Consider the following 25704-nt stretch of genomic DNA (forward strand, 5'->3'; position numbering starts at 1 on the left):
CTGTAAGAGGAAGGGTCTCATGCGCGCCGAAGTTCAGAACACCGTGGAAGAGATTGAAAAATCGCTTGATCTGCTGGCGCAGCGTCTGGACGTGGACACCGCTCAGCATCGGCTTGAGGAATTCAACGCACGTGTTGAGGACCCAAACCTGTGGGACAATCCGGACGCTGCGCAAAAACTGATGCGCGAGCGGCAGATGCTGGTCGACGCGATGGACACGCACGCGCAGATCAAGCAAGACCTTGCCGACAACATCGAGTTGATCGCGTTGGGCGAGATGGAAGAAGACGCAGAGGTGGTGGGGGACGCCGAGGCCGCTCTGAAGTCGCTGGCCGTTTTGGCGGCGCAAAAGGAGTTGGAGGCGCTGCTGGACGGGGAGGCCGACGGCAACGACACCTTTCTTGAGATTAACGCGGGCGCAGGTGGTACCGAAAGCTGCGACTGGGCATCAATGCTGGCGCGGATGTATGTCCGCTGGGCGGAGAAGAAGGGCTATAACGTCGAGTTGCAGGCCGAACAGGGCGGCGACGAGGCGGGGATCAAATCCGCAACCTACAAGATCACCGGCCAAAATGCCTATGGCTGGCTGAAATCGGAAAGCGGCGTGCATCGGCTGGTGCGCATTTCGCCCTACGATTCGGCGGCTAAGCGGCATACCTCGTTCAGTTCGGTCTGGGTCTATCCGGTTGTGGACGACAACATTGAGGTGGAGGTGAACCCCGCCGACATCCGCATCGACACCTACCGGTCTTCGGGCGCGGGTGGCCAGCACGTCAACACCACCGACTCGGCAGTGCGGATCACGCACCATCCCACGGGTATCGTGGTGACCTCGTCCGAGAAATCGCAGCACCAAAACCGGGACATCGCGATGAAGGCACTGAAGAGCCGCCTTTATCAGTTGGAACTGGAGCGCCGCACCGCCGACATCAACGCGGCCCACGAAGCCAAGGGAGATGCAGGCTGGGGCAACCAGATCCGGTCTTACGTGCTGCAACCCTACCAGATGGTGAAGGACCTGCGCACCAATCACGAGACGTCCGATACCAAAGGTGTGCTGGATGGTGATCTTGACGGGTTCATGGCCGCCACGCTGGCCATGGATGTCAGTGGCAAGACCCGGGCCGAGGCGCAGGGTGACTAGGGCGCTTGCCCTGATTGTTTCCATTGCCATGCAGGGCGGTGCGGCGTTTGGGCAGGTAGCACATGACCAGCCCGTCTTATCGACATACCTTGGCCAGCAAGGCTGCGTGATTGGCCCCGCAACTGCGGCGCAGGCCAAAGCGGAAGGATTTGACGCGGGCCAGATCGCGGCGCTGTCATCGCGCGGGCAACCGCTGGCGGGCGGCCACGTGTTGCTGGCTGCGGACATCTGTACCATCACATTTCCCACAGTGACAGGCGCACCCGCTTTGACCGATCCGGACGTGCTGCGCGCCTTTGTTTCATATGATGACGGATCGGGTGCGGTGGACCCGGGCTGTGTGCTGGACCGCGCGACGTTCGATGACTGGATGCCGCTGGCCAAGGGATGGACCGAAGAGGAAACGGCCCTGGCCTATGGGCGCATGGTCGCGGCAGGGCTGATATCGGGCGATCTGCGATTTTACAGTGACGACATTCTGGTCACGCCGCCGGGCTTGCAACTGACCAGCGGGCGATGTGCGGGGCTGGCCTCTGCGGCCAATTTGCGGGCGACGCATGATGAGCTTGTGGTATGGTTCGACCCATTTGTGCGTGCTGTGGGTCCACGGACGCCGTGCCGGAATGGGGTCACATTTCTGGATGGGGATGGGTTTGGCGTGCCCAACGATCTGACCGGGGGCACCCATAAAAACGCGTGGCTTGCGTTCGAGATATGGCTGATCGCCCATGGGGGCGGCTGGTACAGTTTTGACGGGGCGACGGATCGCGGCACGCCACGTCCGCCTGCCTGTGGATCAATACCGTGACCTTGGGACCCGGCAGCAGCGCGTTGGCGCTGTCACAAGCGTTGGCTGCGGGTGATCTGCGTGCGGTGGACCTGATGCAGGCCACGCTGGCGCGCATTGATGCGGTGAACGGCGACGTCAACGCCATTGTCGCGCTCAAGGATCCGGACGCGCTGATGGCCGACGCGCGCGCGGCAGATGGCAGTGACCGCAGCGGATGGCTGCACGGCATCCCCATTGCAATCAAGGATCTGGCCAACGCCGCCGGGTTCCCGACATCCATGGGATCGACGATTTTTGCCGGGCAGATGGCCGCGCAGGATGACATCATGGTAGCCCGGCTTCGCGCCGCTGGCGCGATTGTCATCGGCAAGACCAATACGCCGCAATTTGGTCTCGGCTCGCACAGCACGAACCCGGTCTTTGGCGCGACGCGCAACCCATACGACACGGCGCGCAGCGCGGGCGGGTCATCGGGCGGGGCAGGGGTGGCACTGGCCTGTGCAATGCTGAGCGTGGCGGACGGGTCCGATATGATGGGCTCCCTGCGCAACCCGGCGGGTTGGAACAACGTCTATGGGATGCGGCCCACTTGGGGGCTGGTGCCGTCGGAGCCGCAGGGCGACGCATTCCTGCACCAACTGGCGACAAATGGTCCGATGGCGCGCTGTCCGCGCAATCTGGCGGCGCTTCTGGACACGATGGCGGGCGCGGATCCGCGCCAGCCGCACGGGCTGAGTGCCGCGCCGACATTGCCGCAGATTGACGGGCATCTGGCTGGCCCGCGCATCGGGTGGCTGGGCGACTGGGGTGGCGCACTTGCTATGGAGGCCGGCGTGTTGGAGCTGTGCGCAGATGCGTTGGCGCAATTCGGCGATCTGGGTTGCGTGGTCGAGGCGATGGATGCGCCGTTCGGGCGCGACGCGCTTTGGCAGTCCTGGACCACGTTGCGGAGCTTTGCGGTCGCGGGCGGCCTTGCGCCTCTCTACCACAACGAGCGCCAGCGGGCGCACCTGAACACGCAAGCGCAATGGGAGGTGTCCCGTGGCTTGGCGCTGTCGGCCACGGAGGTGCACGCCGCCAGCGTGATCCGCACCGACTGGTTCAAGACGGCGGTGACGCTTTTCCAGTCCTATGACGCTCTGGCGCTGCCAACGGCGCAGATGTGGCCCTTCGACGTGACGCTTGATTGGCCCCGTGAGATCGCAGGCACGACAATGGACACCTATCACCGCTGGATGGAGGTTGTTGTGCCTGCGAGCCTGATCGGTCTGCCTGTCGTGTCCGTGCCCGCAGGATTTGGCGGCCCGGACAACCTGCCTATGGGGCTGCAACTGATCGGTCCAAGGGGCAGCGATGCGCGGCTCTTGCAACTGGCCGAAGCGTGGCATCAGGCCACCGATTGGCCCACCCGGCGCCCACCCCCGCGCTGATCAGCCCGGCGCCTCGCGCCCCATCGCCACCAAGCTGGCGCGCAGCGCGGCGCAATCAGGGTGCCCGGTTTCCAGCGCGAACACATAGGCTTGGGTCAAGAAAAACCCGCGCGCGTCGTCCTGCGCACCCTCTGCTGCCTGCTGGTAAAGCGCCACCAGCGCGGTCCGGTCATCCCGTGCATGTGCGTCCAGCAAGGCCGTGTTCAGCGCATTCATTCGGCGGCGTGTGCCTGTGCTCTGTGCTGCTGGACGCGAGCGGCGACCCAGGTGTGGAACATATGCGTTGGCCCATCCATGGCAGGGGAAAACCGTCCGCCGTCAAAGGCTGGCGCATGGCGGCCCCGCTGCATCCCCTCGACGACAAAGATGTCTTCTTCGAACACCGCCTTCCATTGTGCGGTGTTGCGCGCGCGCAGGTCGGCATCGGTGTCCGCTTGGGGGTAGAACAGATGGATGTGCTCCTGCGTGTGACCCGGACCCTTGGGCGTCAGCACAATGGCAAAGGCGTGGTCGCGATGGACCCCCAGCAGCACGTTGGGATAAGCCGCGATATATTCGGCGGCGGTGTCCCATTTCGAGGTCAGCCCGTCGAAATCCCGGAATGTCTGACCCTCTGGTCCGGCGAGTTGGCGGTACACATGCGTGCCTTGACCCGAATACCTGTCTGCGGCCTCGATATGGTAATGATCCTCAAGCCGGGAATAGCTGTTGAGACCGGGATGCACCCACGGCAGGTGATAGCTTTCGCAGTAGTTTTCCACCGCCAGCTTCCAGTTGCACGCCACATCAAGGGCAAAGCTGCTGTCGGCACCGCCGTGAAACAGCGGGCGGTCGAATTCACTCCAACGGGTCAGCAGGTCGGCGTGGTGTTCTTCGAACGGCGCGGCGTCACCGCTCAGGTTGATCCAGACAACCCCCATCCAGATGTGGCTGCGCACTTCCATAAGACCGAGACTGTCGCGCTCGATCCCTTGGGCCGTGTTCTGGCCCGGTCCACCGACATGCGGCGTGGACACCAGCCGACCATCGGTGCTGTAGCACCAGCTGTGATAGGGGCAGCGCAGCGCCCCTTCGATCTTGCGCGGCGCATCCACAAGGATCATGCCCCGGTGGCGGCAGATGTTGTGAAACACGCGCACCGCACCTGCCTTGTCGCGCAAAAGCAGCAGCGGCATACCAAGAAAGTCCAAGGGGCGCGCATCGCCGGGTTCGGGCACATCCGCAACAACGCCAAGCCCGGCCCACTCTGCCGCCAACAGCGCGTCGCGTTCTTCGTCAAAAACGGACTGATCGGTGTAATGCGCGTTTGGCAATCCGTGCGCCGACGCAATGGGACGGCGAACGGTATCTAGATCGGATTGGGTCATGTCAGCCTCGCAAAGTTGTAACGAGGCTAGGGGCCGGTTAGGGCCCCTGCATGTTCAATTTCGACCGGTCTTTCCCAATGCCGACAAAATCGGCCTAGCCTTGACGCTGAACTTTTGGGGTCGACTGCGCGGCACGGCGCACCGGGGCATCCAGCCGAAACGGGATCACCTCTGCGGTTTGGTGCAGATGCGCGGCAGGCACCGCGGACTGCGTCGTGCGCAACTCCTCCACCAGAGGGGCCGCACGGGCTTCGGACAGGATTTTCACGTTTTCGACCTGACGGGTGCTGCGCTTGGTGCGCAGGTCAAATTCGACAACGTCGCCGACGTCGACAAAGGCGTCGGGCAGCTCAATCGCATCGGGCCGGGACAAGAACGCGAGATCGCCGTGGTCTTCACACCAGATCACGGCTTTTTTCTCGGTAGGATCACTCCAAAGGATTACACCAATCATTCTTCTACCTTGAGTTGGGGTGCCCCTATGAAACTCAATTTGTGGCATTGAATACATGGTAAAGTGGGCAACGTACGCTTGCATTTTGTGTCCGTGCGCTTATCGTGCGGTTGCATTTTCACGTCAGGTCTGATGCTATATGGCGTCACTCAGGGGTGAGACAGTGTCCAAATGTGGGTTCCGCGCGGTGTTCGTGCAAACAAGTTGACGAAAAGAGACCCCTATGTCGGATATGCGCCGATCACCGGCAGAATTGCGCAGCATGTTTGGAGCGAACCTGCGCCAGTTGGCGCGTGCGTACCCGTCAATTTCCGAATTGTCGCGTCAGCTGGGCATCAACAGGACCCAGTTCAACCGCTATTTGTCGGGCGAAAGTTTCCCGCGCCCCGACGTTCTGGCGCGAATCTGCGACTTTTTCGAAGTGGACGCGCGCGTATTGCTGGAACCCGTCGCCAGCATCGTGGACGGTGAAGACCCGCTGAACAGCGCATTCCTGCGCCCTTTCCTAGGCCAAGACGTCAGCTTTGTGCCCGAAGACATGTTTCCGTCAGGCTTTTATCGCTTTACCCGCCGCAGCTTTCTGGACCAGTCCCGCTATGTGATCGGTCTGGTCTGGGTGTTCCGCGAAAAGACGACGACGTTTGTGCGCGGCTACGAGGCGCGCGCCGCGATGGAGGCGCAGGGCCTGCCGATCAACCGGGCCGCGCGTGAGTTTCGTGGCATCCTGTTCCGGCAGGAGGATGGCGTGGCCTCCATGATCTCGCGTCAAAACGCGCGCACGGCGTCGTTCAATTTTTTGACGCGGGTGTCGTCATTCGAACAGAATTACTGGGTGGGGTACGTGGCCCGCACCGTCCGGGAAAGCCCGGATGGCGAACGGGTGGTGCGTATGGTCTATGAACACCTCGGCACGTCCCACGCCAGCGCCAAAGCGGCGGGCAAAGCGGGCGGGTACTGCGGCGTTGACGCCTTGCTGCCGTTTCACAAACGACTGTTGCAGCCCGACACGCCGTTCCGCTAGGCGTCGGGGTCAGTCGCCGCGAGGCAGGGCGGCGACGCCTGTTCGCGCCACTTCGACCAGACCCAATGGGCGCATGAGATCGGCAAAGGCGTCGATCTTTTCCGGTGCGCCTGTGATTTCGAAGATGAAACTTTCCAGAGTGCTGTCCACCACATTGGCCCGGAAGATATCCGCCAGCCGCAGCGCCTCGACACGCTTTTCGCCCTGTCCGGCCACCTTGAACATTGCCAGTTCCCGCTCGACGCTGGCACCTTCGACGGTGAGGTCGTGTACCTCGTGGACGGGTACGATCCGGCCCAGCTGTGTCTTGATCTGTTCGATGACCTGCGGCGTGCCGGTGGTGACGATGGTAATGCGGCTGAGGTGTCCCTGATGGTCCACCTCGGCCACGGTCAGGCTTTCGATGTTGTAGCCCCGACCTGAAAACAGGCCAATGACCCGCGCCAGCACGCCGGGTTCGTTTTCGACAAGGACCGCCAGCGTGTGCTTTTCCACCACGTCGCTGAACGTGGGCCGCAGGTTATAGGCGGAATGGCTGGTGGAGCCTTTTTTGATTTTTAGAGCGGACATTTTTTTCGGCTTTCTTATTTTGGGCAGAGGTGGCGGAAACCGACACGGTTTCCGGTCCATTTTCCGTGTCGGAAAACGGCGGTCACACCAGAACCGACCCCTTCGCATCAATAACACCCTGCGTTTCGGCCTCGCCGAGCAGCATCTCGTTGTGAGCTTTGCCTGACGGGATCATGGGAAAGCAGTTTTCGTGCTTTTCCACCAGACAGTCGAACAGGACAGGGCCGTCATGGTTGAGCATCTCCATGATTGCATCGTCGAGGTCGGCAGGGTCATCACACAGGATACCCTTGGCCCCGAACGCCTCGGCCAGCTTTACGAAATCTGGCAGGCTTTCGGACCAGCTGTGCGAATAGCGTTCGCCATGCAGCAGCTCCTGCCACTGGCGCACCATACCCAGCCGTTCGTTGTTCAGAATGAACTGTTTCACAGGCAGGTTGAACTGCATCGCTGTCCCCAGCTCCTGCATGTTCATCAGCCATGACGCTTCGCCTGCCACGTTGATCACCAGCGCGTCCGGGTGACCCATCTGCACGCCGATGGATGCGGGAAAGCCGTAACCCATGGTGCCCAGACCCCCCGACGTCATCCAGCGGTTGGGGTCCTCGAACCCCAGATACTGCGCCGCCCACATCTGGTGCTGGCCCACTTCGGTGCAGATGTAACGGTCGTGATCCTTGGTCAGCGCCTCAAGCCGTTCGAGCGCATATTGCGGCTTGATCGTCTTGCCTTCCTGCTTGAACTTGAGGCAGTCCACCGCCTTCCACTCGTCAATCTTGGTCCACCACTGCGCGACCGCGCTTGCGTTGGTCTTGCGGCCGCGGGATTTCCAGACCTTCAGGATGTCTTCGAGCACGTGGCCGACGTCACCGACAATGGGGATGTCCGTCTTGATCACCTTGTTGATCGAGGAGGGGTCGATGTCGATATGGGCCTTTTTCGATTTTGGGCTGAACGCGTCGATGCGGCCCGTGATCCGGTCGTCAAACCGCGCGCCGATGTTGATCATCAGGTCACAGTCGTGCATCGCCATGTTCGCCTCATAAAGACCATGCATTCCCAGCATCCCAACCCAGTGCTTGCCACTGGCGGGGTAGGCACCAAGGCCCATCAGGGTCGAGGTGATGGGAAAGCCGGTCGCCTCAACCAGTTCGCGCAAAAGCTGGCTTGCGCCGGGGCCCGAGTTGATCACGCCGCCGCCGGTGTAAAAGATCGGGCGTTTGGCCGTTTCGATGGCGGCGACCAGTTCGGTGATCTCTTCCATGTCGCCCTTGACGCGGGGCTGGTAGTGCGAGGCGGACGGTTTCGGCCCGGAATAGGTGCCGGTGGCAAATTGCACGTCCTTGGGGATGTCCACGAGGACGGGGCCGGGGCGACCGCTTGTGGCCACGTGGAACGCTTCGTGCAGAGTGCCGGACAGGGCGTCGGTTTCCTTGACCAGCCAGTTGTGTTTGGTGCAGGGGCGCGTGATGCCGACGGTGTCGGCCTCCTGAAAGGCGTCCGAGCCGATCATAAACGTGGGCACCTGACCGGTGAGCACTATGATCGGGATGCTATCCATCAACGCGTCCGTCAGCCCGGTAACGGCATTTGTCGCTCCGGGGCCGGACGTCACAAGGCACACACCCGGCTTGCCTGTGGCACGCGCGTAGCCTTCGGCGGCGTGCACCGCACCTTGTTCGTGGCGCACAAGGATGTGCTTGATCGAGTTCTGTTGAAAGACCTCGTCGTAAATCGGTAGCACAGCACCTCCGGGATATCCGAATACCGTGTCCACACCCTGATCGATCAGGGATTGGACAACCATTTTCGCTCCGGTCATTTGACGTGTCATATCCGCGTGCTCCGATTGCGGTTTCGTTTTTCTTTTGCGCAAAAAAAAGGCCCCCGGGTTTCGGGGGCGCATGGGTGTCGGTTTGGATTTCCGTTACCGGCCCATGCGCTTTCGTACCAGGATGTCTACCAGAACGGTCATGGACCGAAGACCTCTTTGCTTGCGTGACGCGGACGTTATGCATGTCTGCGACCAGCGTCAACAGGCAAACCCACGACAAATGTGTCGTGGGGCTGGAAAAAATCGGAATATTGTTGCTGAGACAGCGTCAGGTGCGACAGATCAGCAATTTTGAGGGCGGGATTTAGCCTGCACCCTTGGTCATACCGTTGATATTGTCACGTGCCGAGGCGGCCAGATGCTGGATTTCCTCGGCGAGGGATTTGAATTCGACGGCAATCACGCCCAGACCGCGCCCCGCGTCGCCCACGCGCGCAGCCTCTACCGAGGCGTTCAGGGATACAAGGCGCACGTGTTTGCCGATCCGTTCCAGACGCCCCAAGATGTCGTCGATGGCCGCACCATTTTCGCGGGCTTGCTGCATGTCCTGATCGCGCTGCTGATCCAATTGGGACCAAAGCCCATCGCAAATCTCGGTCACCGCCTGATAGAACTGGCCACGGCCAAACACGAAATGCGCCTTTAGCGCGGTGTCGAGTTCGGCGTCACTGCACGACAGCGCGTCGCGCAGGGCTTTGGTCAGTTCAAGCATCCTGTGCAGGACGTCCAACTGCTTTGGCCAGAGTTTGACGGATTGCGTGATTCACGCGCAGATCTCCGGCGGCAATGCGCCGGTGGGGTCGCGCCCCTCAAGCAGGCTGTAGGCGCGCAGAATGTCCACATGCTGTTCTTCGAACTTGGCGCGCCACATTGCGCGCGTCTCCTCATCTTCCGGTGTGATCGGATGCGGGCGCAGCAGATAGGTGCCAAAGAGCGCACAGCGCACCATCCGGGCACGCAGGGTCGCGATCAGATCGATCGCCGCACGCCGATGCGCGAAATGGGACATTTCGGCGCTTTGATGCGCCTGCGGTTCGGGGGCGGTGTGCAACGCTGCGGGTGTCATGCAGTCAGTTAGCAGGACATTGGTAAATCTCACGTTACCGCGAAATGGCTACAGCGCATTCCCCGTGCCCTGTAGCACCCCATGTTCCAGCGCATAACGCGTCAGACCGGCTGTGGAGGAAATGCCCAGCTTGCGCCTGATGTTCTTGCGGTGTGTCTCGACCGTGCGCACGGAAATGTCGAGCGCACCGGCCACGTCCTTGTTCGACATCCCTTGGGCCAGTTGCAGCAAGATCGTCTGTTCGCGCCCCGTCAGCGCATCGCCTGCGCCGTTGGATTTGGGCGCAATTGCCCCTTCGGCCCCGGTACAGAGATAGCGACCGCCCTGCATCACCGTGTCGATGGCAATCTTGATCTCATCTGTCGGCACGTCCTTCAGGACGTAACCCATCGCGCCGTGGCTGAGGGCAGAGGTGATGTATTCCGGACTGTCATGCATCGACAGGATCAGCACCCGCGTGCCGGGGCGCTTTTCCAGCACCAGTTCCGTGGCTGTGAGCCCGCCCATCTCGGGCATGTTCAAATCCATCAGGATCACGTCCGGGTTTAGCGTGTCGAGCGCATCCAAGGCCGCGCGCCCGTTGCCCAAGGTGGCGATCACGGTGATGTCGTCATGCTCTTCGAGCACGGATTGAATGCCTTGGGCGACCATGGGGTGGTCGTCGACGATCATAATGCGGATCGGGGTCATGCGCGGGCGCGGTCCTTTGTTGCGGCGGTCTCTTCGGGGGGCAGGAGGTGGGTCAGCGGTACGGTGACCTCGACCACGGTGCCGGTGCTTTTGCCAGCGGAGGCGAGGATACGGAACTGACCGTCCAGTTGTTCCACCCGTTCCTGCATGTTGCGCAGGCCCAGACCGCTTGCCCCTTGGCGTACCCGTGCGGGTAGGCCCACACCGTTGTCACTGATCCGCAGGGTGGCACCGCGCCGGTGGCCGCGCAGATCGACCGACACGCGGGTGGCGCTGGCGTGCCGTTCGATATTGGTCAGCGCCTCCTGCGCAATGCGGTAGAGCGCGATCTTGGCGTCCTGATCCAAACGATTGTGGAACACGACCGTGTTGAAATCCACCTCAATTTCCGTGCGCACGGCAAAATCCTCCACCAGCGCCTTGAGCGCAGGGCCAAGCCCGAGATCGTCGAGAACGCCGGGCCGCAGGTCGCGGCTGATCCGGCGGACCTCGGCAATGGCGGTTCCCAGATCGTCGATGCCACGTTCAAGCGGTTCATTGGCGGTGTTGGGGCTGCGCAGCAGACGGCGACGGGCACTGTCCAGCGCATAGCGGACGCCGACCAGCATCTGGCTGATCCCGTCATGCAATTCGCGCGCCACGCGGCCACGTTCTTCTTCTTGGGCGTCAAACACGCGCTGCGTGAGTTTTTTCAGTTTGGCGTCGGCCAGCCGACGTTCGCGGATGTTCAATGCCATGCCCGAGCCAAACACCAGCAGCAGCGCCGCCAGCGTGATGCCCAGAATATAGTAGAAGGTCCGTTCGACCCGCGCCTCCACATCGGCCCGCGCCGCGGCAACAGAATTCAGGACGTCGTCGATAAACACGCCCGTACCCACCGCCCAACGCCACGACGGAAAGGAGGTGACATAGGTGATCATCTCGGCCTCTTGCCCGTTTGACGGTTTGGGCCACAGATGTGTGAGATACCCGTCGCCCTGCCGCGCGATCTCGATCAGGTCCGCGACGACGGGGGTTCCGGTGCTGTCGGTCAGGTCCAGATGATTGCGGTTGATCATGTCGGTTTGGCGCGGGCTGACCAGATTGGTGCCGTCATAGTCGTAGACAAAGAAAAACCCTTCGTCCCCGTAGATCATCGCGGACAGGATTTGCGCCACCTGATCCTTGGCCTCCTGATCGTCGGGGGCTGCGGAGCCGTAGATAAAGTAGAACCCGTTGCGCGCTTGGGTCACGTAATTCCGCAATTCGCGCTTTTTCGCTTCGATCAACTGCGCCTCAAGCGTCTGGATCTCGCGTTCGGCCAGCGCGCGGGACTGGTTGGCCACCAGCACGGCAATCGCCGCCACCGCGAGGATCAGCGGAACGGCTGCCACCAATGACAGCTTTTGCGCATAAGACAGGCGCAGGACGGGCAGGGCACGCAGCATAAGATGATTCGATACGACGATTACGCGCCGAATCAAAGTGCGGTTGGTTCAAGTTGTAGCGCTAACAGCGCGACACACCTGCGAATCCCTGTCTGTTTTCACGGAACAAACGCGCAAAAACCGTCGAACTGGAAGCGGGACTACGCAGTACTAGGTATTTCCTTTGCGCACCTCATACGTATGGTGTGCCACACTCGAAACGATCCGCCCGTCCATTCGACAGGGCAGGGCATCATATCTGGGAGGATTACTTTCATGGATCGTCGCTCTTTTCTGAAAACTTCTGCGCTTGGTGGTACAGCCGCCGCCGCAACCACGCTGGCCGCACCGGCCTATGCCCAAGGCAAGCGCACCCTGACCATGGTCACATCGTGGCCCCGCGGCTTTGCCGTGCTGGACGACGCTGCAAGCTATCTTGAGCAGTTCGTGGGCGCGATGTCCGACGGTCAGCTGACCATCGACAAGAAAGCCCCTGGTGAACTGGTTGGCGCGTTCGAAGTGTTTGACGCCGTGTCGTCGGGCCAGGCGGACATGTATCACTCGGCTGACTACTACTTTATCGGTCAGCACCCGGCTTACGCTTACTACACCGCCGTTCCTTTTGGCGGCACAGCGCAGGAAGTCACCAACTGGTACGAGCATGGCGGCGGTCAGGAACTGCACGACGAGCTGGGCCAGATCTTCAACCTCAAAGGTCTGCTGGCCGGGAACTCCGGTTCGCAGTCCGGTGGCTGGTTCCGCAACGAGATCAACTCGGCGGCCGACTTCAACGGTCTGAAGTTCCGTATGCCCGGTCTGGGCGGCAAGGTGCTGGGCAAACTGGGCGCCTCCGTTCAGAACATCCCCGGCGGTGAACTGTATCAGGCGCTGTCTTCGGGCGCGCTGGACGGTCTGGAGTGGGTTGGCCCGATGGCTGACGAACGCGCCGGTTTCCAAGAGGTGGCCAAGGTGTACTACACCGCTGGTTTCCACGAGCCGGGTTCGGCTCTGGCCGCCAATGTCAACCTTGACGTGTGGAACGACCTGACGCCGCAGCATCAGGCGATCCTGCAGAACGCAAGCCGCGCCACCACCTATTTCCAGCTGTCCGAGACGCTGGCAAACAACGGTGCGGCACTGGCCCGTCTGCAACAGCAAGGCGTGAAAACCCTGCAGTTCTCCGACGACGTCTGGGATGCGTTTGGCGCGGCGTCGGCCGAAGTCATGGACGAAAACATGGGCGACGAGCTGTTTGCGAAAACACGCAAATCGTTCGAGGAAAGCCTCGCCACATCGGCCAGCTGGATCAACAAATCCGACGGCTACTATGTGGCACAGCGCGTGCGCGTGCTGGGCGGCTAAGCCAAGATCTGACAGTCTGCCCAAGGGCTCCGGGGTTTCCCCGGGGCCCTTGGGTCTGCACACAACAGGCAGAACCCGCTGAGAACCGGCGGACAAGGGGGGCACATCATGGGCGATGAGACCGAAGGCAGAGGCGTCTTTCTGACGCTACTGGACGGGATTATCTGGTTTTTTCAAAACCTTGCAGCCGGGTTTTATGACCTCTTGTGGGCGATCCTGCATCCGGCCTACTGGCTGGACTGGATCACGTGGAACAACACGCCCGAAGACAAGCTGTCCCTGATGCACGTCGTCTACTACGGCGGTTCGGTCGAGTTTTTCTTTGCAATTCTTGCCCTCATACTCGTGTTGACGGGTGTGGGCCTTTGGCGCAACGAGTTCATGTGGGGCTGTGTCCGCCTGTTCGAAGGCATTGCCAACACGGTTGGCCGATTTGCCGCGTGGGCGGGGCTTTTGATGGTGATCCAACAGATCGTCATTGTCTTTATGCAGCGCATCTTTACCCGGCCCGACATTTCCATCGGATTCGGTATTCCGCTGCAATTCGACATTTCGTGGTTTGCCGAAGAACTGAAACTTTACAACGCGTTGGTCGTCTGTCTTTGCGTGACCTACACGTTTGTGCAGGGCGGGCATGTGCGCGTCGACCTGATCTATTCCGCCGTATCGCACCGGACCAAACGCATCATCGACATGGTGGGTTCTCTGATCTTTATGGCGCCGTCGGCCATTCTCATCTGGATGTATGGCTGGTACTTCCTGTGGCGCCACCTCGTGACGCCGAAACCGGCGGCCAGCTGGACAATTGAACGCGCCGAACGCTCGGCTGCGGCGGTCCGCTGGAATGTGGAAACCATCGGCTTTAGCCCCAACGGGTTCAACGGGTATTTCCTGTTCAAAATCCTGCTGGTTGCCTTTGCCGGGCTCGTCTTTTTGCACGCAATCGCCTTCTTCTACCGCTCGTATCTTGAGTGGAAAGAGGGCGAAGCGTCCGAAGGCAAATATCTCGACCGCGACACCTTGGGCGAAGGTGAAGAAGCCTATGAGGGGACGCACTGATGCTGTTTGGTCTTGATGGGGTCGAAATCGGCCTGATTATCGTGTTTGTCTGCCTGTTCGGCGGCATCCTTTCGGGATTTCCGGTGGCCTTTGCCATTGCGGGCGCCGGGGTCATCTCCTTTGCGATTATCGCGGCGCTGGACAGCGCGGGTCTGCTGATCCATCAGGCCATCGACGAAAGCGCGCAAGCCTATCGCGATCTGGTCAACTCCGGGGTCAAACCCGATACGATATCCCTGTTCCGATACCCGGACTTGCCGCGCATTGGTGAGCCTGTGTTCCCGCGCGGCTGGGAAGTGGCGCTGGACCGGAACGTATCCTTTGTCGTGAACCGGATGAACGAACGGGTCCTCGCGGGTCAGTCGATCGAGACGCTGCTGGCGGTGCTGATGTTCGTTCTGATGGGGATCACGCTGGAACGCTCCAAGATCGCCAATGATCTGCTGACCACCATGGCGCGCGTCTTTGGTCCGCTGCCGGGCGGTCTGGCTGTGTCCATCGTTGTGGTGGGCGCGTTCCTTGCGGCCTCCACCGGGATTGTGGGGGCGACCGTGGTGACCATGGGCCTTTTGGCCCTGCCCACGATGCTGCGCAACAACTATTCACCCGAGATTGCCACCGGGGTGATCGCGGCCTCCGGCACGCTGGGGCAGATCATTCCGCCCTCCATCGTGATCGTGCTGCTGGGCACGCTGGCGGGTGATTTGTATTCGGCCGCGCAGGAAAGCCGGGCGCAGGTCGCGGGCTGTACCGACGCGCTGACCTATCTGGGTGAGCCTGCGGTGCTGTCCGTGGGCACATTGTTTCAGGCGGCGCTGTTGCCGGGGATCATGCTGGCGCTGCTCTATGCGCTTTATGCCTTTGGGTATGCGCTGCTGAACCCGGAAAAGGCGCCCGCGGTGGAAATGGGGGCAACCAATGCCGAACCAATCACCCGTAACGAAGCCTTCACATGGTTCCTTGGCGCACCAGTCCTGATCATCGTGGGCACCATCTTGCTGGGTAACCTGAACGTGGTGGGCAGCCAGTCGACGACGGTCTCGTCCTTCTCGGATGTGGGCGCGTCGGCCAGCCTGCGTACGAACGTGGGGGATGAGTGCAAGGCGTCCATGATCGAACTGCACGGGCAAGAGGCTTGGGACGCGGCACTGACCCAACAGGCCGAGATTGACGCGGCAGGTGTGTCCACACAAAGCGAGGCGCTGACCGAAGAAGAGATCGCCGCCGCCATCCAGACCAAGGTGGATGAAGCCGCACCGATCGGCACAGGCACCGCCATCCTGCTGATCCTGCTGGGCCTGATCCTGACCACAGCCAAGGGCATCGCGCCCAGCCGCGAAAGCCAGCCGCTGATCGTCGGGGGCATTGGCGTGGTTCTGGCACTGCTTGCCGATATCGTGCTGATCGGCCCACTCAACAGTGCGGGCTACTACGTGTTTGTGATGTTCATCCCATTTGCGCTGATCCTGTATGGCGTGGTCGAGGGCGTGAAGCGCTGTGCACAGAACGAACTGGTGCGGGTTGTCTTCCCGCCGCTGGTGCTGATCGTGGCTGTGTTGGGGTCGATCCTGGGCGGTATCACCAATCCGACGCCTGCGGCCGCGCTTGGCGCGGGTGGTGCGATCATGCTGGCGGCCTACCGCAAGCTGACCGACATGGACCGCAGTCCCAAGGTGATCATCTGGTCCACACTGGCCATCGTGGTCTGTATCCTTGTGGGCATCAACTTTGACCTGCGGATCAACCAGGACGACGTATCGGCGCAAAGCTGGTTCGGGTTTGTGGTGGCCTATGGCGCGTATCTCTATGCGCTCTTTGGCTTGCTGTTCTCGTGCTATATCCTGTGGACAAGCGGCGTGCTGGCGCCAGTGGTGCGCGAAACGGCCAAGGTCACGTCGATGGTGTTCACCATTCTGATCGGCTCGCAGCTCCTGAACCTTGTGGTCATCTCGTTCGGTGGGGAACACTACATCCAGCAGTTCCTCAAGTCGTTCGACAATGAGTTCACGGTGTTCCTGATTGTGATGCTGGTGCTGTTTGTGCTGGGCTTTGTGCTCGACTTCCTCGAGATCATCTACATCGTAATCCCGATTGTGGGGCCGGTCATTTACGGTGGGACGTTCGACCCGAAATGGGTGACCATCATGATCGCCGTGAACCTGCAAACCTCGTTCCTGACGCCGCCCTTTGGCTTTGCGCTCTTCTATCTGCGCGGGGTGGCACCGAAGGAGGTTACGACCGGTCATATCTATCGCGGGATCATACCGTTTGTGTTGATCCAGGTGGCGGGGCTGGCGTTGTTGTGGTCGTTCCCGGGGATCGTGACGCTGATCCCGGATTTGATCCCGAACTGATCCGATCCGCCGTTCGCGGCGTGATCCAAAGGAAAGGGCGGCCCGGTGGGCCGCCCTTACGCCTATTTATGGATAAAGGCGCTGCGCGCGTAGGGGGCTTTGCCCCCGCCTTCGGCTCCCCCAGGATTTTTTGGGACAGAGACGGGGGCGCGTTGGAGCGTTGGACCGGAGTTAGCGTGTGGGGCGCGTGTCGGGCAGGGAGATATTGGCCACCTGTTCCGCAATCGGGTCAGTGGACAGGGGATGGGTGTCCGGGCTGAAGCTGTCGGGGTCCGACATCTTTTGCCAGCGCCCGCCCAGATAAACTTCGAGGCCGGAAAACTTGGACTTGTACCCCATCTTCTGGCTGCCGGGGACCCAATAACCGAGATACACATAAGGCAGGCCCGCTTCGCGCGCGATCTCGACGTGATCGAGGATCATATAGGTCCCCATGGAGCGCCGTTCGTGACCGGGGGCGTAGAAGCTGTAAACCATGCTTAGCCCGTCGGTCAGAACGTCCGTGAGGCTGACCCCCATCAGCGTCTTGCCTCGGTCCGTTGTGTATTCAACCACCCGGCTGCGGATCGGGGTTTCTTCGATCATGGCGGCAAATTCGAACACGTCCATGTCGGCCATGCCACCATCGGCGTGCCGGCTGTCCAGGTAGTCGCGAAAGAGTGCGTATTGATCTTCGGTGGCCCAAGGAGATGTGGCCCTCCGGTCCAGATCAGTGTTGCGTTTGGAGGTGCGCCGCTGGCTTTTGGTCGGGGCAAAGGCGCTGACGTCGATCCGGGCCGACAGGCAGGCCGAGCAATCGGCGCAGGACGGACGGTAGAGCACGTTTTGCGACCGGCGAAAGCCCTGTTGGCTGAGGCTGTCGTTCAGTTTTTCCGCGTTCTCGCCCTGCAAGGCCGTGAACAGCTTACGCTCCATACGGCCCTCAAGATAAGGGCACGGCTGGGGCGCAGTTACGTAAAACTGCGGAGCAAGGGGAAGCGTGTGGCGCATGGACGACCTGATTGGGTTGCGCGTGATGATAGCAAGACGCCCCGGTCACGCAACCCTGCATTCTGTCCGGTCACCCGGTTATGCGCGTCGGTTCAGTGCCGCGGTGCCCAAGAGCATGTCCGTCAGCCCCTGTCCCCGGCCAGAGGTCGCCATGAGAACGATCGAGATGAGTTGCAGCGGGGCGACGGCCCAGCTGACCGTGTAGCCGACCGTGTGCAGGAACGCGGTGCCCAGATCAAAGCGGGCACCGTGCCGATCCCGAAATTCGATGGCAAAGAGGCGCATACCCAAGGTGGCAGAACCACCTGCGAGGGTCAGCACCCGGTAGACAAAACTGACAACCGCCATCAGCCCGAGAAAAAAGAACAGCGCGATGAACGCGGTGAACGGCAGGATAAGCAGGCAGATCAGAGTGATCAAAACGGTGTCAACGATCCAGGCGAGCAGACGCTTGCCCGCGACGTCGCGGTAGAATTGAGGTTGGGTAACAGGATCGGCGAGGTGCATCGAGGTCTCCGGAACGGGACGGGCCCCGGTTGTGCCGGGGCCTGTCGGTTTGTGTGTTACTCTTCGGACTTCGCGGCGGTTGCGCGTTCTTCCATGAATTGGTCGAATTCCGACTTGTCCTTGGCTTCGCGCAGACGCTCGAGGAAGGCCTCGAAATTGTGCTGCTCTTCTTCGAGACGGCGCAGGGTGTCGGCCTTGTATGCGTCAAAGGCCGAATTGCCGGTCGAGCGCATTGTGGTCATGGTGCGCCCCATGCGGCGGGTCGTGCAGGACTTGGAAAACATGCGTTTGCTCCAGATCATATAGGCCAGAAGGGCAAGGCCCACAGGCCAGAAGAGGATGAACCCGAGGACCATGGCAGCGATCCAGGCGCCCTTGCCACGGTCGTCAAGCCACCGCTCTGTGCGGGTAAACCAGCCCTCCGAGCTGCGCGGGGCGGGTGCGGAGGTGGACATGGACGTCATTTCGTTACCTTTCTTAAGGGGGCGTGGCCCGTTGGGGTGTGTATGTGAATGTCTTTCACATCAAATAAATGGGCACCCGGGGCCGCATTGCAAGAGAAAATGTGAACGTTTTTTACATATGGGCGTTTTACTGCGTAAAATCAGTAAGTTCCGCGCCCGAAATTTGAATAAGATCAGCCGGGCTGGCGCGAAAAACATGATGGGGTGTGCCTGCGGCGGCCCAAATCACATTGAAATCGGAAAGCCGCCTGTCGGCAAAGGCGCGGATCGGGTTCACATGTCCGACAGGTGCCACACCGCCAATGGCAAACCCGGTTTGAGCACGCACCAGCGCCGCATCGGCCTTGTCCAGCGGCTCACCCGCGAGGGCGGCGGCGCGATCCGGGTCCACCCGATTGCCGCCCGCGGTCAGGAACAGAATTGCCTCACCACTGTGCGCGCCGCGAAAGATGATGGATTTGGCGATCTGGTCGATCTCGCAACCGATGGCGCTGGCCGCATCGGCGGCGGTGCGCGCAAGCGGCGTTTCCATGATTTCCGTTTCGATACCAGCAGCTTCGATGGCCGCGCGGACACGTTTCAGGCTCTTGCTCATTCGTGGCAGCCTAGCGCGCGCGGCAGGGGGCACAAGGGGCATTGACGCGCGCCGACCTGCGCGAAAGGGTGCGGATATGTCACTGATGTCTGCACTCACATCCATGCCGCGTCCGTTCCAACCTGACCGGGGGCAGGAGGTGGCCGATGCGGTTGGTGTCACGGACCCGGTGGCGCGGGATCTGTTGGCTGGCACGGCAGGGTGCAGCCCGTATCTCGCCGCATTGATCGAGAAAGAGGCCGATTGGGTGCCCGGCGCGCTGGACGCGCCCGACATGGCACTGGCCGATGCCTTGCGCCCGCCGGGGCCCGAGGTGGATGTGAAATCCGCCTTGCGGCAGTCCAAACGGCGTGTGGCATTGCTGACGGCCTTGGCGGACCTTGGCGGTGCATGGCCGTTGGAAAAGGTGACGGGCGCGCTGACCGATCTGGCGGACATGGCCTGTGACGTTGCACTGACCGCCGCCTTGGAGGTGCAGCGCAAGCGGGGAAAGCTGCCCGCAGGTGACGTGGGTCTGTTCGTGCTGGCCATGGGCAAAATGGGTGCGGGCGAGTTGAACTACTCTTCCGATGTGGACCTGATCTGCCTCTTTGACGAGACGCGCCACGTGCCCGAAGACTATCCGACCATCCGCAGTGCCTGCATCAAGGCGGTGCAACAGATGTGCGCCACGCTGAGCGATCTGACCGATGCCGGCTATGTGTTTCGGACCGATCTGCGGCTGCGGCCCGATCCGGCTGTCACGCCGGTGGTGCTGTCTGCGGGGGCGGCAGAGCGATATTACGAAAGCCTTGGGCGCACTTGGGAGCGTGCGGCCTATATCAAGGCGCGTCCGTGCGCGGGGGACATCGCGGCGGGGCAAGCTTTTCTTGACGATCTGCGCCCCTTTGTCTGGCGGCGACATCTCGATTTTGCAGCGGTGCAGGATGCCCATGACATGCGCCTTGCCATCCGCGCGCATAAGGGGACGGGCGGGCCGATCACCTTGCCTGGACACAACATGAAACTCGGGCGCGGTGGTATTCGCGAGATCGAATTTTTCACCCAGACACGCCAATTGATTGCCGGTGGGCGCGATGCCGATCTGCGCGTGCGGGGCACGGTCGATGCGTTGGCGCGGCTTGCGGACAAGGGCTGGATCACCTCCGGACAGGCGACGCGGCTGACCGATCATTACCGCTTTGCCCGCACCATCGAACATCGGGTCCAGATGGTGCAGGATGCCCAGACCCATAATTTGCCGCGCAATGACGAAGGGTTCGACCGGCTGGCCGCGATGATGGACATGGAGGTGGGCGCGCTCAAGGATACGCTGCGGTCACGTCTGTCAGAGGTGCACGGCGAGACCGAAGGGTTTTTTGCCCCCGATCCAAACGCGGCGGCCACGCCTGAACCGATTGACGCGGCCGTGCAAGCGCGCTGGCGCAACTATCCTGCGCTGCGGTCTGAACGAGGTGCCGCGCTCTTCGACCGTATCGAGCCCATGTTGCTGGCGCGTCTGGGCGAGGCTGCGCGCCCGCACGAGGCACTGCTGGCCTTTGACGGGTTCCTTGCCGGGTTGCCCGCAGGCGTCCAGCTGTTTTCGCTGTTCGAAGCGAACCCGTCGCTGGTCGATCTGTTGGTGGATATCGTCAGCACGTCGCCTGCGCTTGCGCAGTACCTTGCCCGCAACGCGCAGGTATTGGACGCGGTTCTGGGGGGCGGCTTCTTTGCGCCGTGGCCGGGGTTTGATGCGTTGCGTGCGGACGCAGCGACGCAGTTGGCGGCCACCACGGATTACGAGGCCAAGCTGGACGCCATCCGCGTGTGGGCCAAGGAATGGCACTTTCGCATCGGTGTCCACATGCTGCGGTCGCTCGTCACCGCCGAGGAAGCGGGACAGCATTACGCCGATCTGGCTGCGGCCTGCGTCGCAGCGCTTTGGCCCGAAGTGGTGGCGCAGTTTGCCAAACGGCACGGCGACCCGCCGGGTCGCGGGGCGGTGGTGCTGGGCATGGGGTCACTGGGGGCAGGGCGGTTGACGCCGCAATCGGACCTCGACCTGATTGTCATCTACGATGCAGAAGGGGTCGAGGCGTCAGACGGCCCCCGACCGCTGCCGTCGCGCACCTACTATGCCCGCCTGACCCAAGCCATGATCACAGCCGTGACCGCGCAGACAGCGCAGGGGCGGCTGTACGAGGCGGATATGCGTTTGCGTCCCTCTGGCAATCAGGGGCCAGTTGCGACCAGTTGGTCCGCGTTCCACAGCTATCAGCGCAGCGACGCGTGGTTCTGGGAGCACCTCGCCCTGACCCGAGCACGGCCCATCGCGGGGCCGGACACGCTGGCCGAGGATATCGAGGTGTTCCGCTGCGATACTCTGGCCACCCCGCGCGACGCCCCCGCATTGCTGCGCGACCTGTCCGAGATGCGCACCCGGATCGCGACGGCCAAGGCGGCGGGATCGCTCTGGGACGTCAAGGTCGGGCCGGGCCGGTTGCAGGATATCGAACTTTTATCGCAAACGGGCGCGCTGTTGCAGGGCACTGCGTCGCGCGACATTGCGGATGGCTTGCGTGCCTGCGCCGCCGCAGGTGTCCTGCGTGCGGCAGAGGCCGACAGGCTGGCCGAGGCGCACCAACTGATGAGCCGGGTGCAGATGGCGACACGGCTGCTCAGCGCCGGTGCGTTTGCCGTCGAAGACATTGGTGCGGGCGGCCAATCCATTCTGTTGCGTGTCACCGAAACCGAGCGCATAGAGGCAAGCGAGGCCAAGCTGGCCGAACTCTATGACAACAGCGCTGGGATCATCGACGCAGCGCTAGAGAGAGGACAGGCGACATGAGCAAGTCAGGCGACGCCAATGACCCCAAGGGTCTGATCTATGAGGCGTACCGGATCGAGGGCATCACCAAACCGGATTGCCGCACGATCTTTCTTGACTGGGCACTGAGCCTGCCGGTGGACCGGGCGCAGGATCAGGCGTTGGCCGCGTTGCTGGACACCTACGGTGCCGCACATACCGATCACCCGATGACCGAAGTGCTGCGCGAAGGCCGTCAGGGCATTGCCACGCCGCGTCGTCGGGGGGGCTGGCGTGCGCGCAACGGGCGTGCGTCTTCCTGATCGCGCCGCGAAACAATCGCGCAATTCGCCCAAATTTGTCCCAAATTCGCCGCAATTCGCGCGCATGATCCTGTCCATAACGAGAGGTGGCATGAGACCACCGCACCGATTGGAGAGTGGATATGAAACGCATCAAGATCACCTTGCTGCTGATGATGGGGGGCCTAGTGTCGGCCTGTGGCGCACCGATTGTGCCCACAAACACGGCCCCGTTTGAGGCAACTCCTTTGTCATCGGCCAATGCGCCGGTCGAAGCTGCAGCGCAGGCAATTCCAGCCGCTGCGCCGCTGACGGACGTGCAGGTCAAAGCCATCACCATCACCGTGCCCCGCAGCCTGACTGTGTCCGAGGCGAACCGGTATTTGCCCAAAGGTGACATCGTGTGGCGGGGCGACCCCATCGGTGATCGCCACCAACAGGTCGCTGACATTTTTGACACGGCGATGACCCGCGGTGCGCAATCGGTCAACGGCACATTGCCTGTGTCGCTGGATATCACCGTCAAACGCTTTCACGCTCTGACGGAAAAGGCCCGCTACAGCGTGGGCGGCGTGCACAACATCACCTTTGAACTGACATTGCGTGATCCCGAAACCGGTGCCGCATTGGCCGAAACGCGCGAGGTCCATGCCGATCTTGACGGGTTTGGCGGTCAGCAGGCAATCAATGCGGACGCGCAGGGACAAACGCAAAAGGTGCGCATCACCGATCATCTCGCCGAGGTGATCCGGCAAGAGTTGACCCGCGCCGAAGGGTTCCAGAATCCACGGCTTGGGTTTGTTCAGGCGATGAACCACCAGCAAAAGTGATCTTTCGCATCTGATCGCAAAGACGTAGAGGAGGGCGCTATGACAGCGCCCTCTTTTTCCGCCTCCGACCGTCCGCGCGTGCGCCTGCGCCCCAAGGTCGACGCCCGCCGCATCCGCCATGGCCATCCATGGGCCTATGCCAATGAGGTCGTAACCGACCGGCGGACCAAGGCGCTGACCCCCGGCACGTTGGCCGTTCTTGAGGATGACGCGCGCAGCCCGATGGGGCTGGTTGCGGTCAATCCGGCCTCGCGCATCTTTGCCCGTATGCTGGACCGTGACCCCGCAGCGCAGATTGATGCGGCGTGGCTTGAGGCGCGATTGTCGCGGGCGTTGGATCTGCGCACTCGGCTCTACGATGCGCCGTTCTACCGCCTGATCCATGCCGAGGCGGACGGGTTGCCCGGTGTGATCATTGACCGGTTTGGCGATACGCTGGTGGTGCAACCAAATGCAGCATGGGCCGAAGTCTTGCTGGATGTGCTGGTGGATGCTGCCATGGCAGTGACCGGCGCGCAGGTGGTGATCAAAAACGCCTCGGGCCGGACGCGCACGCTCGAAGGGCTGGATGACAGTTCGGGCGTGGTGCGGGGACAGGCGCCGGACGCCCCTTTGCCGGTGCCGATGAACGGCGCCACCTATCTGGCGGATGTCATGGGCGGACAAAAGACGGGGTTGTTCTTTGATCAGCGGCCCAATCATACTTTTGCCCAACGTTTGGCGCAGGGAGCGAAGGTGCTTGATGTGTTTTCCCATGTGGGCGGTTTTGGCTTGGCCGCGCTTGCGGGCGGTGCGGCGCACGTAACCTGTGTTGACGGTGCGGCACCCGCGCTGCGCCTCGCGGCAGAGGGGGCCGCACTTATGCAGGCAGACGCACGTTTTGCCACGCGGCAGAGCGATGCGTTTGACGTGCTGGCGGCGCTGGCAGAGGACGGTGCTCTATTCGATATGGTCATCTGCGACCCGCCCGCCTTTGCCCCGTCAAAACAGGCGTTGGAGGCGGGATTGCGCGCCTATGAACGCATTGCACGGCTGGGTGCGGCCCGTGTGGCCGACGGTGGCGTGTTGGGGCTGTGCAGTTGTTCGCACGCGGCGGACCTTGGCAAATTTTATGCCGCGTCCGCACGTGGGATCGGGCGGGCAGGGCGGCAGGCTGCGTTGATCCACACCGGCTTTGCCGGGCCGGACCATCCGCAATTGCCGCAACTGGCCGAAACCGGCTATCTCAAGGCGCTGTTTTTCCGGCTATGAAAATCCTGATCGACGCCAACGTGCTCTTTCCGACGGTCATGCGTGAGGTGGTGTTGGGCGTTGCGCGCCAAGGTCTGTTCACGCCGCAATGGTCGCCGCGCATTCTGGAGGAATGGGCCCGCGCGGCGGCGCGTCTGGGGCCTGTGGCCGAGGCGCAGGCAAGGGGTGAGATCGCGCAACTGGCTGTGGCGTGGCCCAAGGCTGTGATCCGCCACCCGCCCGAGTTGGAGGCGCGGCTGTGGTTGCCGGATCCCGGTGACATTCATGTGCTGGCAGCCGCCATTCAGGGGTCATCCGACATCATTATGACCATGAACGCCAAGGATTTCCCGCGCAACATTCTGGCCGAAGAAGGATTGTCCCGCGTCGATCCGGACGGATATTTGCAACGCTGTGCACAAACGCAGCCGGGGCCGGTGGCAGAGGTTGCGCACTCCGTGCTGGATCAGGCCCGGCATCTGTCGGGCGAAGACTGGACGCTGCGCGCGCTGATGAAAAAGGCGCGTCTGCCGCGTCTGGGCAAAACGCTTGCGGCGGCACAGGCGCCGGACCGCTAACCGATATATCCGTCCACCGCCTGATCCAGTTGCTTGAGTACGGATTTGTTGAGCTTCAGCATCTTTTGCACCGTCAGCGCATCCGGCATAGTATCGGACTGCACTGCCACGATTGTGGGGCGCATCTTGCTCCAGAAGAGATGCGCGGTGCGCAGGTTCCGCGACACGCGGGCGCTGGGGGGCGGCGCAATGTCGGTGCCGCCTTCACTGAGCAGCGCGAAACTCTGATCGATATCACTGAGCGTTTCCAACAAGCGGCTGCGCATCGGCGCGCCGCCCAGATCGAACAGCACAAAACACATCTCGCCCAAGGCGCGTTGGGTCAGCATCCTGTAATGCGCGGCCAATTGCGCCGCCTGCCGGATATGCGGGCCTGATGCTGGCATGTCCAGCGTGTCAAAGAAATGTCCGGAAAGGCGCGTGGCGCTGTCCACAGTTGGGTCCGCGTCGCGCATGATCTGGCGCATGACAACGCTGTGCAGATCGCCGGCGATAATCTGATCGACCGCAGGACGGAAGTCACGCCAGACCGTTTCAGCAGTGGCAACGGCAGCCACGTCGTCCGCATTTCGGGCGGGCGACAGGCCCAGCCAATCGTGCCCATCGCGCAGGGCCGCAAGCGTTGTGCCGTAGCTGTCCGCGTGTTCCAGCGCTAGCGCGCCCTGCCGGTCCTGATCAATGCCGCCCATGGCAAAACATGTGGATGCGCGCATACTTTGCACCAGTGTCGCCTGCCGCAGCGCAAGGGTCAGGCGCGTGCTTGTGTCCGGCTCATCCGCACGCGCCGCGGATACCAGCGGCAGGCACAGCAAAAGCGTAAACACAAAGGCCCCTAACGATTTCACAGCGCGTCCACCAAGTCTGCCAATCTGAGAG

Annotated in this window: 26 protein-coding genes; 12 read left to right on the forward strand and 14 right to left on the reverse strand. The window is 61.9% G+C overall.

What is annotated here, in order from left to right:
• Positions 1-19 precede the first annotated feature (19 nt).
• Genes prfB through Q1A85_RS17360 form a run of 3 tightly spaced genes read left to right on the forward strand, consistent with a single transcriptional unit; the run spans position 20 to position 3364 of the window.
• Positions 20-1144, forward strand: a complete 1125-nt coding sequence (gene prfB / locus Q1A85_RS17350; protein WP_299692348.1) for a peptide chain release factor 2 — start codon at positions 20-22, stop codon at positions 1142-1144.
• Entirely contained in the window at positions 1137-1952 is an 816-nt protein-coding gene (locus Q1A85_RS17355; protein ID WP_299692350.1) for a hypothetical protein, read from the forward strand. Before prfB ends, Q1A85_RS17355 begins: the two co-directional genes overlap by 8 nt.
• On the forward strand, positions 1949-3364 hold the full coding sequence (locus tag Q1A85_RS17360; protein WP_299692353.1) for an amidase: 1416 nt from the start codon (positions 1949-1951) through the stop codon (positions 3362-3364). The genes Q1A85_RS17355 and Q1A85_RS17360 overlap by 4 nt, the downstream gene beginning before the upstream one ends.
• Here the strand turns inward: Q1A85_RS17360 and Q1A85_RS17365 are convergent, their stop codons facing one another.
• The 3 genes from Q1A85_RS17365 to Q1A85_RS17375 form a co-directional block, all read right to left on the reverse strand.
• The gene (locus tag Q1A85_RS17365; RefSeq protein WP_299692356.1) at positions 3365-3580 is read right to left on the reverse strand and encodes a hypothetical protein; all 216 of its coding nucleotides are present in this window, start codon (positions 3578-3580) and stop codon (positions 3365-3367) included.
• Complete coding sequence (locus Q1A85_RS17370) at positions 3577-4731, reverse strand: aromatic ring-hydroxylating dioxygenase subunit alpha (protein ID WP_299692359.1); 1155 nt, start codon at positions 4729-4731, stop codon at positions 3577-3579. The genes Q1A85_RS17365 and Q1A85_RS17370 overlap by 4 nt, the downstream gene beginning before the upstream one ends.
• 94 nt (positions 4732-4825) lie before the next feature.
• Positions 4826-5185, reverse strand: a complete 360-nt coding sequence (locus tag Q1A85_RS17375) for a hypothetical protein (RefSeq protein ID WP_299692362.1) — start codon at positions 5183-5185, stop codon at positions 4826-4828.
• Between the two features lie 223 nt (positions 5186-5408).
• Between Q1A85_RS17375 and Q1A85_RS17380 the strand changes: the two genes are divergently transcribed.
• Positions 5409-6206, forward strand: coding sequence for a helix-turn-helix transcriptional regulator (locus tag Q1A85_RS17380; RefSeq protein WP_299692365.1), 798 nt, complete (start codon positions 5409-5411; stop codon positions 6204-6206).
• A 9-nt stretch (positions 6207-6215) separates the two neighbouring features.
• Here the strand turns inward: Q1A85_RS17380 and ilvN are convergent, their stop codons facing one another.
• The 6 genes from ilvN to Q1A85_RS17410 all read right to left on the reverse strand — a co-directional run bounded on the left by ilvN (position 6216) and on the right by Q1A85_RS17410 (position 11793).
• A complete protein-coding gene (gene ilvN / locus Q1A85_RS17385; protein ID WP_299692368.1) occupies positions 6216-6776 on the reverse strand; it encodes an acetolactate synthase small subunit in 561 nt (186 codons plus the stop codon).
• 82 nt (positions 6777-6858) lie between these two features.
• Positions 6859-8610, reverse strand: a complete 1752-nt coding sequence (locus Q1A85_RS17390) for an acetolactate synthase 3 large subunit (protein WP_299692371.1) — start codon at positions 8608-8610, stop codon at positions 6859-6861.
• Between the two features lie 304 nt (positions 8611-8914).
• On the reverse strand, positions 8915-9322 hold the full coding sequence (locus Q1A85_RS17395; protein ID WP_299692375.1) for a methyl-accepting chemotaxis protein: 408 nt from the start codon (positions 9320-9322) through the stop codon (positions 8915-8917).
• A 51-nt stretch (positions 9323-9373) separates the two neighbouring features.
• Positions 9374-9676 carry a hypothetical protein gene (locus Q1A85_RS17400; RefSeq protein ID WP_299692378.1) on the reverse strand — a complete coding sequence of 101 codons (303 nt, stop codon included), beginning with the start codon at positions 9674-9676 and terminating at the stop codon, positions 9374-9376.
• A 48-nt stretch (positions 9677-9724) separates the two neighbouring features.
• Positions 9725-10366: a response regulator transcription factor gene (locus tag Q1A85_RS17405; RefSeq protein ID WP_299692381.1), complete on the reverse strand. Its 642-nt coding sequence runs from the start codon at positions 10364-10366 to the stop codon at positions 9725-9727.
• Positions 10363-11793 (reverse strand): cache domain-containing protein, encoded by a 1431-nt coding sequence (locus Q1A85_RS17410; RefSeq protein ID WP_299692384.1) that lies wholly within the window; start codon positions 11791-11793, stop codon positions 10363-10365. Before Q1A85_RS17410 ends, Q1A85_RS17405 begins: the two co-directional genes overlap by 4 nt.
• Positions 11794-12048: 255 nt before the next feature.
• Here Q1A85_RS17410 and Q1A85_RS17415 point away from each other — a divergent pair, with 255 nt between their 5' ends.
• The 3 genes from Q1A85_RS17415 (at position 12049) to Q1A85_RS17425 (ending at position 16547) form a co-directional block, all read left to right on the forward strand.
• A complete protein-coding gene (locus Q1A85_RS17415) occupies positions 12049-13134 on the forward strand; it encodes a TRAP transporter substrate-binding protein (RefSeq protein ID WP_299692387.1) in 1086 nt (361 codons plus the stop codon).
• A gap of 108 nt (positions 13135-13242) precedes the next feature.
• Positions 13243-14193 carry a TRAP transporter small permease subunit gene (locus Q1A85_RS17420; RefSeq protein ID WP_299692390.1) on the forward strand — a complete coding sequence of 317 codons (951 nt, stop codon included), beginning with the start codon at positions 13243-13245 and terminating at the stop codon, positions 14191-14193.
• Entirely contained in the window at positions 14193-16547 is a 2355-nt protein-coding gene (locus tag Q1A85_RS17425) for a TRAP transporter large permease subunit (protein ID WP_299692393.1), read from the forward strand. Before Q1A85_RS17420 ends, Q1A85_RS17425 begins: the two co-directional genes overlap by 1 nt.
• A 171-nt stretch (positions 16548-16718) precedes the next feature.
• On the opposite strand, the gene Q1A85_RS17430 is transcribed toward Q1A85_RS17425, so the two are convergent.
• From Q1A85_RS17430 to Q1A85_RS17445, 4 genes are all read right to left on the reverse strand, one after another.
• Positions 16719-17537 carry an arginyltransferase gene (locus Q1A85_RS17430; RefSeq protein WP_299692396.1) on the reverse strand — a complete coding sequence of 273 codons (819 nt, stop codon included), beginning with the start codon at positions 17535-17537 and terminating at the stop codon, positions 16719-16721.
• 78 nt (positions 17538-17615) lie between these two features.
• On the reverse strand, positions 17616-18044 hold the full coding sequence (locus tag Q1A85_RS17435; protein ID WP_299692399.1) for an RDD family protein: 429 nt from the start codon (positions 18042-18044) through the stop codon (positions 17616-17618).
• Positions 18045-18100: 56 nt separating this feature from the next.
• Positions 18101-18508 carry a DUF2852 domain-containing protein gene (locus Q1A85_RS17440; protein ID WP_299692402.1) on the reverse strand — a complete coding sequence of 136 codons (408 nt, stop codon included), beginning with the start codon at positions 18506-18508 and terminating at the stop codon, positions 18101-18103.
• A 127-nt stretch (positions 18509-18635) separates the two neighbouring features.
• Positions 18636-19103: a YbaK/EbsC family protein gene (locus Q1A85_RS17445; RefSeq protein ID WP_299692405.1), complete on the reverse strand. Its 468-nt coding sequence runs from the start codon at positions 19101-19103 to the stop codon at positions 18636-18638.
• Between the two features lie 76 nt (positions 19104-19179).
• Between Q1A85_RS17445 and Q1A85_RS17450 the strand changes: the two genes are divergently transcribed.
• The 5 genes from Q1A85_RS17450 to Q1A85_RS17470 all read left to right on the forward strand — a co-directional run bounded on the left by Q1A85_RS17450 (position 19180) and on the right by Q1A85_RS17470 (position 24828).
• On the forward strand, positions 19180-21930 hold the full coding sequence (locus Q1A85_RS17450) for a glutamine-synthetase adenylyltransferase (protein WP_299692407.1): 2751 nt from the start codon (positions 19180-19182) through the stop codon (positions 21928-21930).
• Positions 21927-22211 carry a hypothetical protein gene (locus Q1A85_RS17455; protein ID WP_299692410.1) on the forward strand — a complete coding sequence of 95 codons (285 nt, stop codon included), beginning with the start codon at positions 21927-21929 and terminating at the stop codon, positions 22209-22211. Before Q1A85_RS17450 ends, Q1A85_RS17455 begins: the two co-directional genes overlap by 4 nt.
• 122 nt (positions 22212-22333) lie before the next feature.
• The gene (locus Q1A85_RS17460) at positions 22334-23020 is read left to right on the forward strand and encodes a DUF6778 family protein (RefSeq protein WP_299692412.1); all 687 of its coding nucleotides are present in this window, start codon (positions 22334-22336) and stop codon (positions 23018-23020) included.
• A gap of 39 nt (positions 23021-23059) precedes the next feature.
• Positions 23060-24271, forward strand: coding sequence for an RSP_2647 family RNA methyltransferase (locus Q1A85_RS17465; protein ID WP_299692415.1), 1212 nt, complete (start codon positions 23060-23062; stop codon positions 24269-24271).
• On the forward strand, positions 24268-24828 hold the full coding sequence (locus tag Q1A85_RS17470) for an RSP_2648 family PIN domain-containing protein (protein ID WP_299692418.1): 561 nt from the start codon (positions 24268-24270) through the stop codon (positions 24826-24828). The genes Q1A85_RS17465 and Q1A85_RS17470 overlap by 4 nt, the downstream gene beginning before the upstream one ends.
• On the opposite strand, the gene Q1A85_RS17475 is transcribed toward Q1A85_RS17470, so the two are convergent.
• A complete protein-coding gene (locus Q1A85_RS17475; RefSeq protein ID WP_299692421.1) occupies positions 24825-25673 on the reverse strand; it encodes a hypothetical protein in 849 nt (282 codons plus the stop codon). The two genes, Q1A85_RS17470 and Q1A85_RS17475, sit on opposite strands and share 4 nt — an antisense overlap.
• Positions 25674-25704: the final 31 nt, after the last annotated feature.

The organism is uncultured Tateyamaria sp., from assembly GCF_947503385.1.
Lineage (GTDB): Bacteria > Pseudomonadota > Alphaproteobacteria > Rhodobacterales > Rhodobacteraceae > Tateyamaria.

Bases quoted from the DNA above. Each gene is read 5' to 3' on its own strand.
- Q1A85_RS17375 (WP_299692362.1), bottom strand. From the start codon at position 5,185: ATGATTGGTGTAATCCTTTGGAGTGATCCTACCGAGAAAAAAGCCGTG.
- Q1A85_RS17445 (WP_299692405.1), bottom strand. From the start codon at position 19,103: ATGAGCAAGAGCCTGAAACGTGTCCGCGCGGCCATCGAAGCTGCTGGT.
- Q1A85_RS17435 (WP_299692399.1), bottom strand. From the start codon at position 18,044: ATGCACCTCGCCGATCCTGTTACCCAACCTCAATTCTACCGCGACGTC.
- Q1A85_RS17425 (WP_299692393.1), top strand. From the start codon at position 14,193: ATGCTGTTTGGTCTTGATGGGGTCGAAATCGGCCTGATTATCGTGTTT.
- Q1A85_RS17405 (WP_299692381.1), bottom strand. From the start codon at position 10,366: ATGACCCCGATCCGCATTATGATCGTCGACGACCACCCCATGGTCGCC.
- prfB (WP_299692348.1), top strand. From the start codon at position 20: ATGCGCGCCGAAGTTCAGAACACCGTGGAAGAGATTGAAAAATCGCTT.
- Q1A85_RS17440 (WP_299692402.1), bottom strand. From the start codon at position 18,508: ATGACGTCCATGTCCACCTCCGCACCCGCCCCGCGCAGCTCGGAGGGC.
- Q1A85_RS17410 (WP_299692384.1), bottom strand. From the start codon at position 11,793: ATGCTGCGTGCCCTGCCCGTCCTGCGCCTGTCTTATGCGCAAAAGCTG.
- Q1A85_RS17450 (WP_299692407.1), top strand. From the start codon at position 19,180: ATGTCACTGATGTCTGCACTCACATCCATGCCGCGTCCGTTCCAACCT.
- Q1A85_RS17370 (WP_299692359.1), bottom strand. From the start codon at position 4,731: ATGACCCAATCCGATCTAGATACCGTTCGCCGTCCCATTGCGTCGGCG.
- Q1A85_RS17395 (WP_299692375.1), bottom strand. From the start codon at position 9,322: ATGCTTGAACTGACCAAAGCCCTGCGCGACGCGCTGTCGTGCAGTGAC.
- Q1A85_RS17400 (WP_299692378.1), bottom strand. From the start codon at position 9,676: ATGACACCCGCAGCGTTGCACACCGCCCCCGAACCGCAGGCGCATCAA.
- Q1A85_RS17420 (WP_299692390.1), top strand. From the start codon at position 13,243: ATGGGCGATGAGACCGAAGGCAGAGGCGTCTTTCTGACGCTACTGGAC.
- Q1A85_RS17365 (WP_299692356.1), bottom strand. From the start codon at position 3,580: ATGAATGCGCTGAACACGGCCTTGCTGGACGCACATGCACGGGATGAC.
- ilvN (WP_299692368.1), bottom strand. From the start codon at position 6,776: ATGTCCGCTCTAAAAATCAAAAAAGGCTCCACCAGCCATTCCGCCTAT.
- Q1A85_RS17415 (WP_299692387.1), top strand. From the start codon at position 12,049: ATGGATCGTCGCTCTTTTCTGAAAACTTCTGCGCTTGGTGGTACAGCC.
- Q1A85_RS17380 (WP_299692365.1), top strand. From the start codon at position 5,409: ATGTCGGATATGCGCCGATCACCGGCAGAATTGCGCAGCATGTTTGGA.
- Q1A85_RS17465 (WP_299692415.1), top strand. From the start codon at position 23,060: ATGACAGCGCCCTCTTTTTCCGCCTCCGACCGTCCGCGCGTGCGCCTG.
- Q1A85_RS17390 (WP_299692371.1), bottom strand. From the start codon at position 8,610: ATGACACGTCAAATGACCGGAGCGAAAATGGTTGTCCAATCCCTGATC.
- Q1A85_RS17470 (WP_299692418.1), top strand. From the start codon at position 24,268: ATGAAAATCCTGATCGACGCCAACGTGCTCTTTCCGACGGTCATGCGT.
- Q1A85_RS17455 (WP_299692410.1), top strand. From the start codon at position 21,927: ATGAGCAAGTCAGGCGACGCCAATGACCCCAAGGGTCTGATCTATGAG.
- Q1A85_RS17460 (WP_299692412.1), top strand. From the start codon at position 22,334: ATGAAACGCATCAAGATCACCTTGCTGCTGATGATGGGGGGCCTAGTG.
- Q1A85_RS17430 (WP_299692396.1), bottom strand. From the start codon at position 17,537: ATGCGCCACACGCTTCCCCTTGCTCCGCAGTTTTACGTAACTGCGCCC.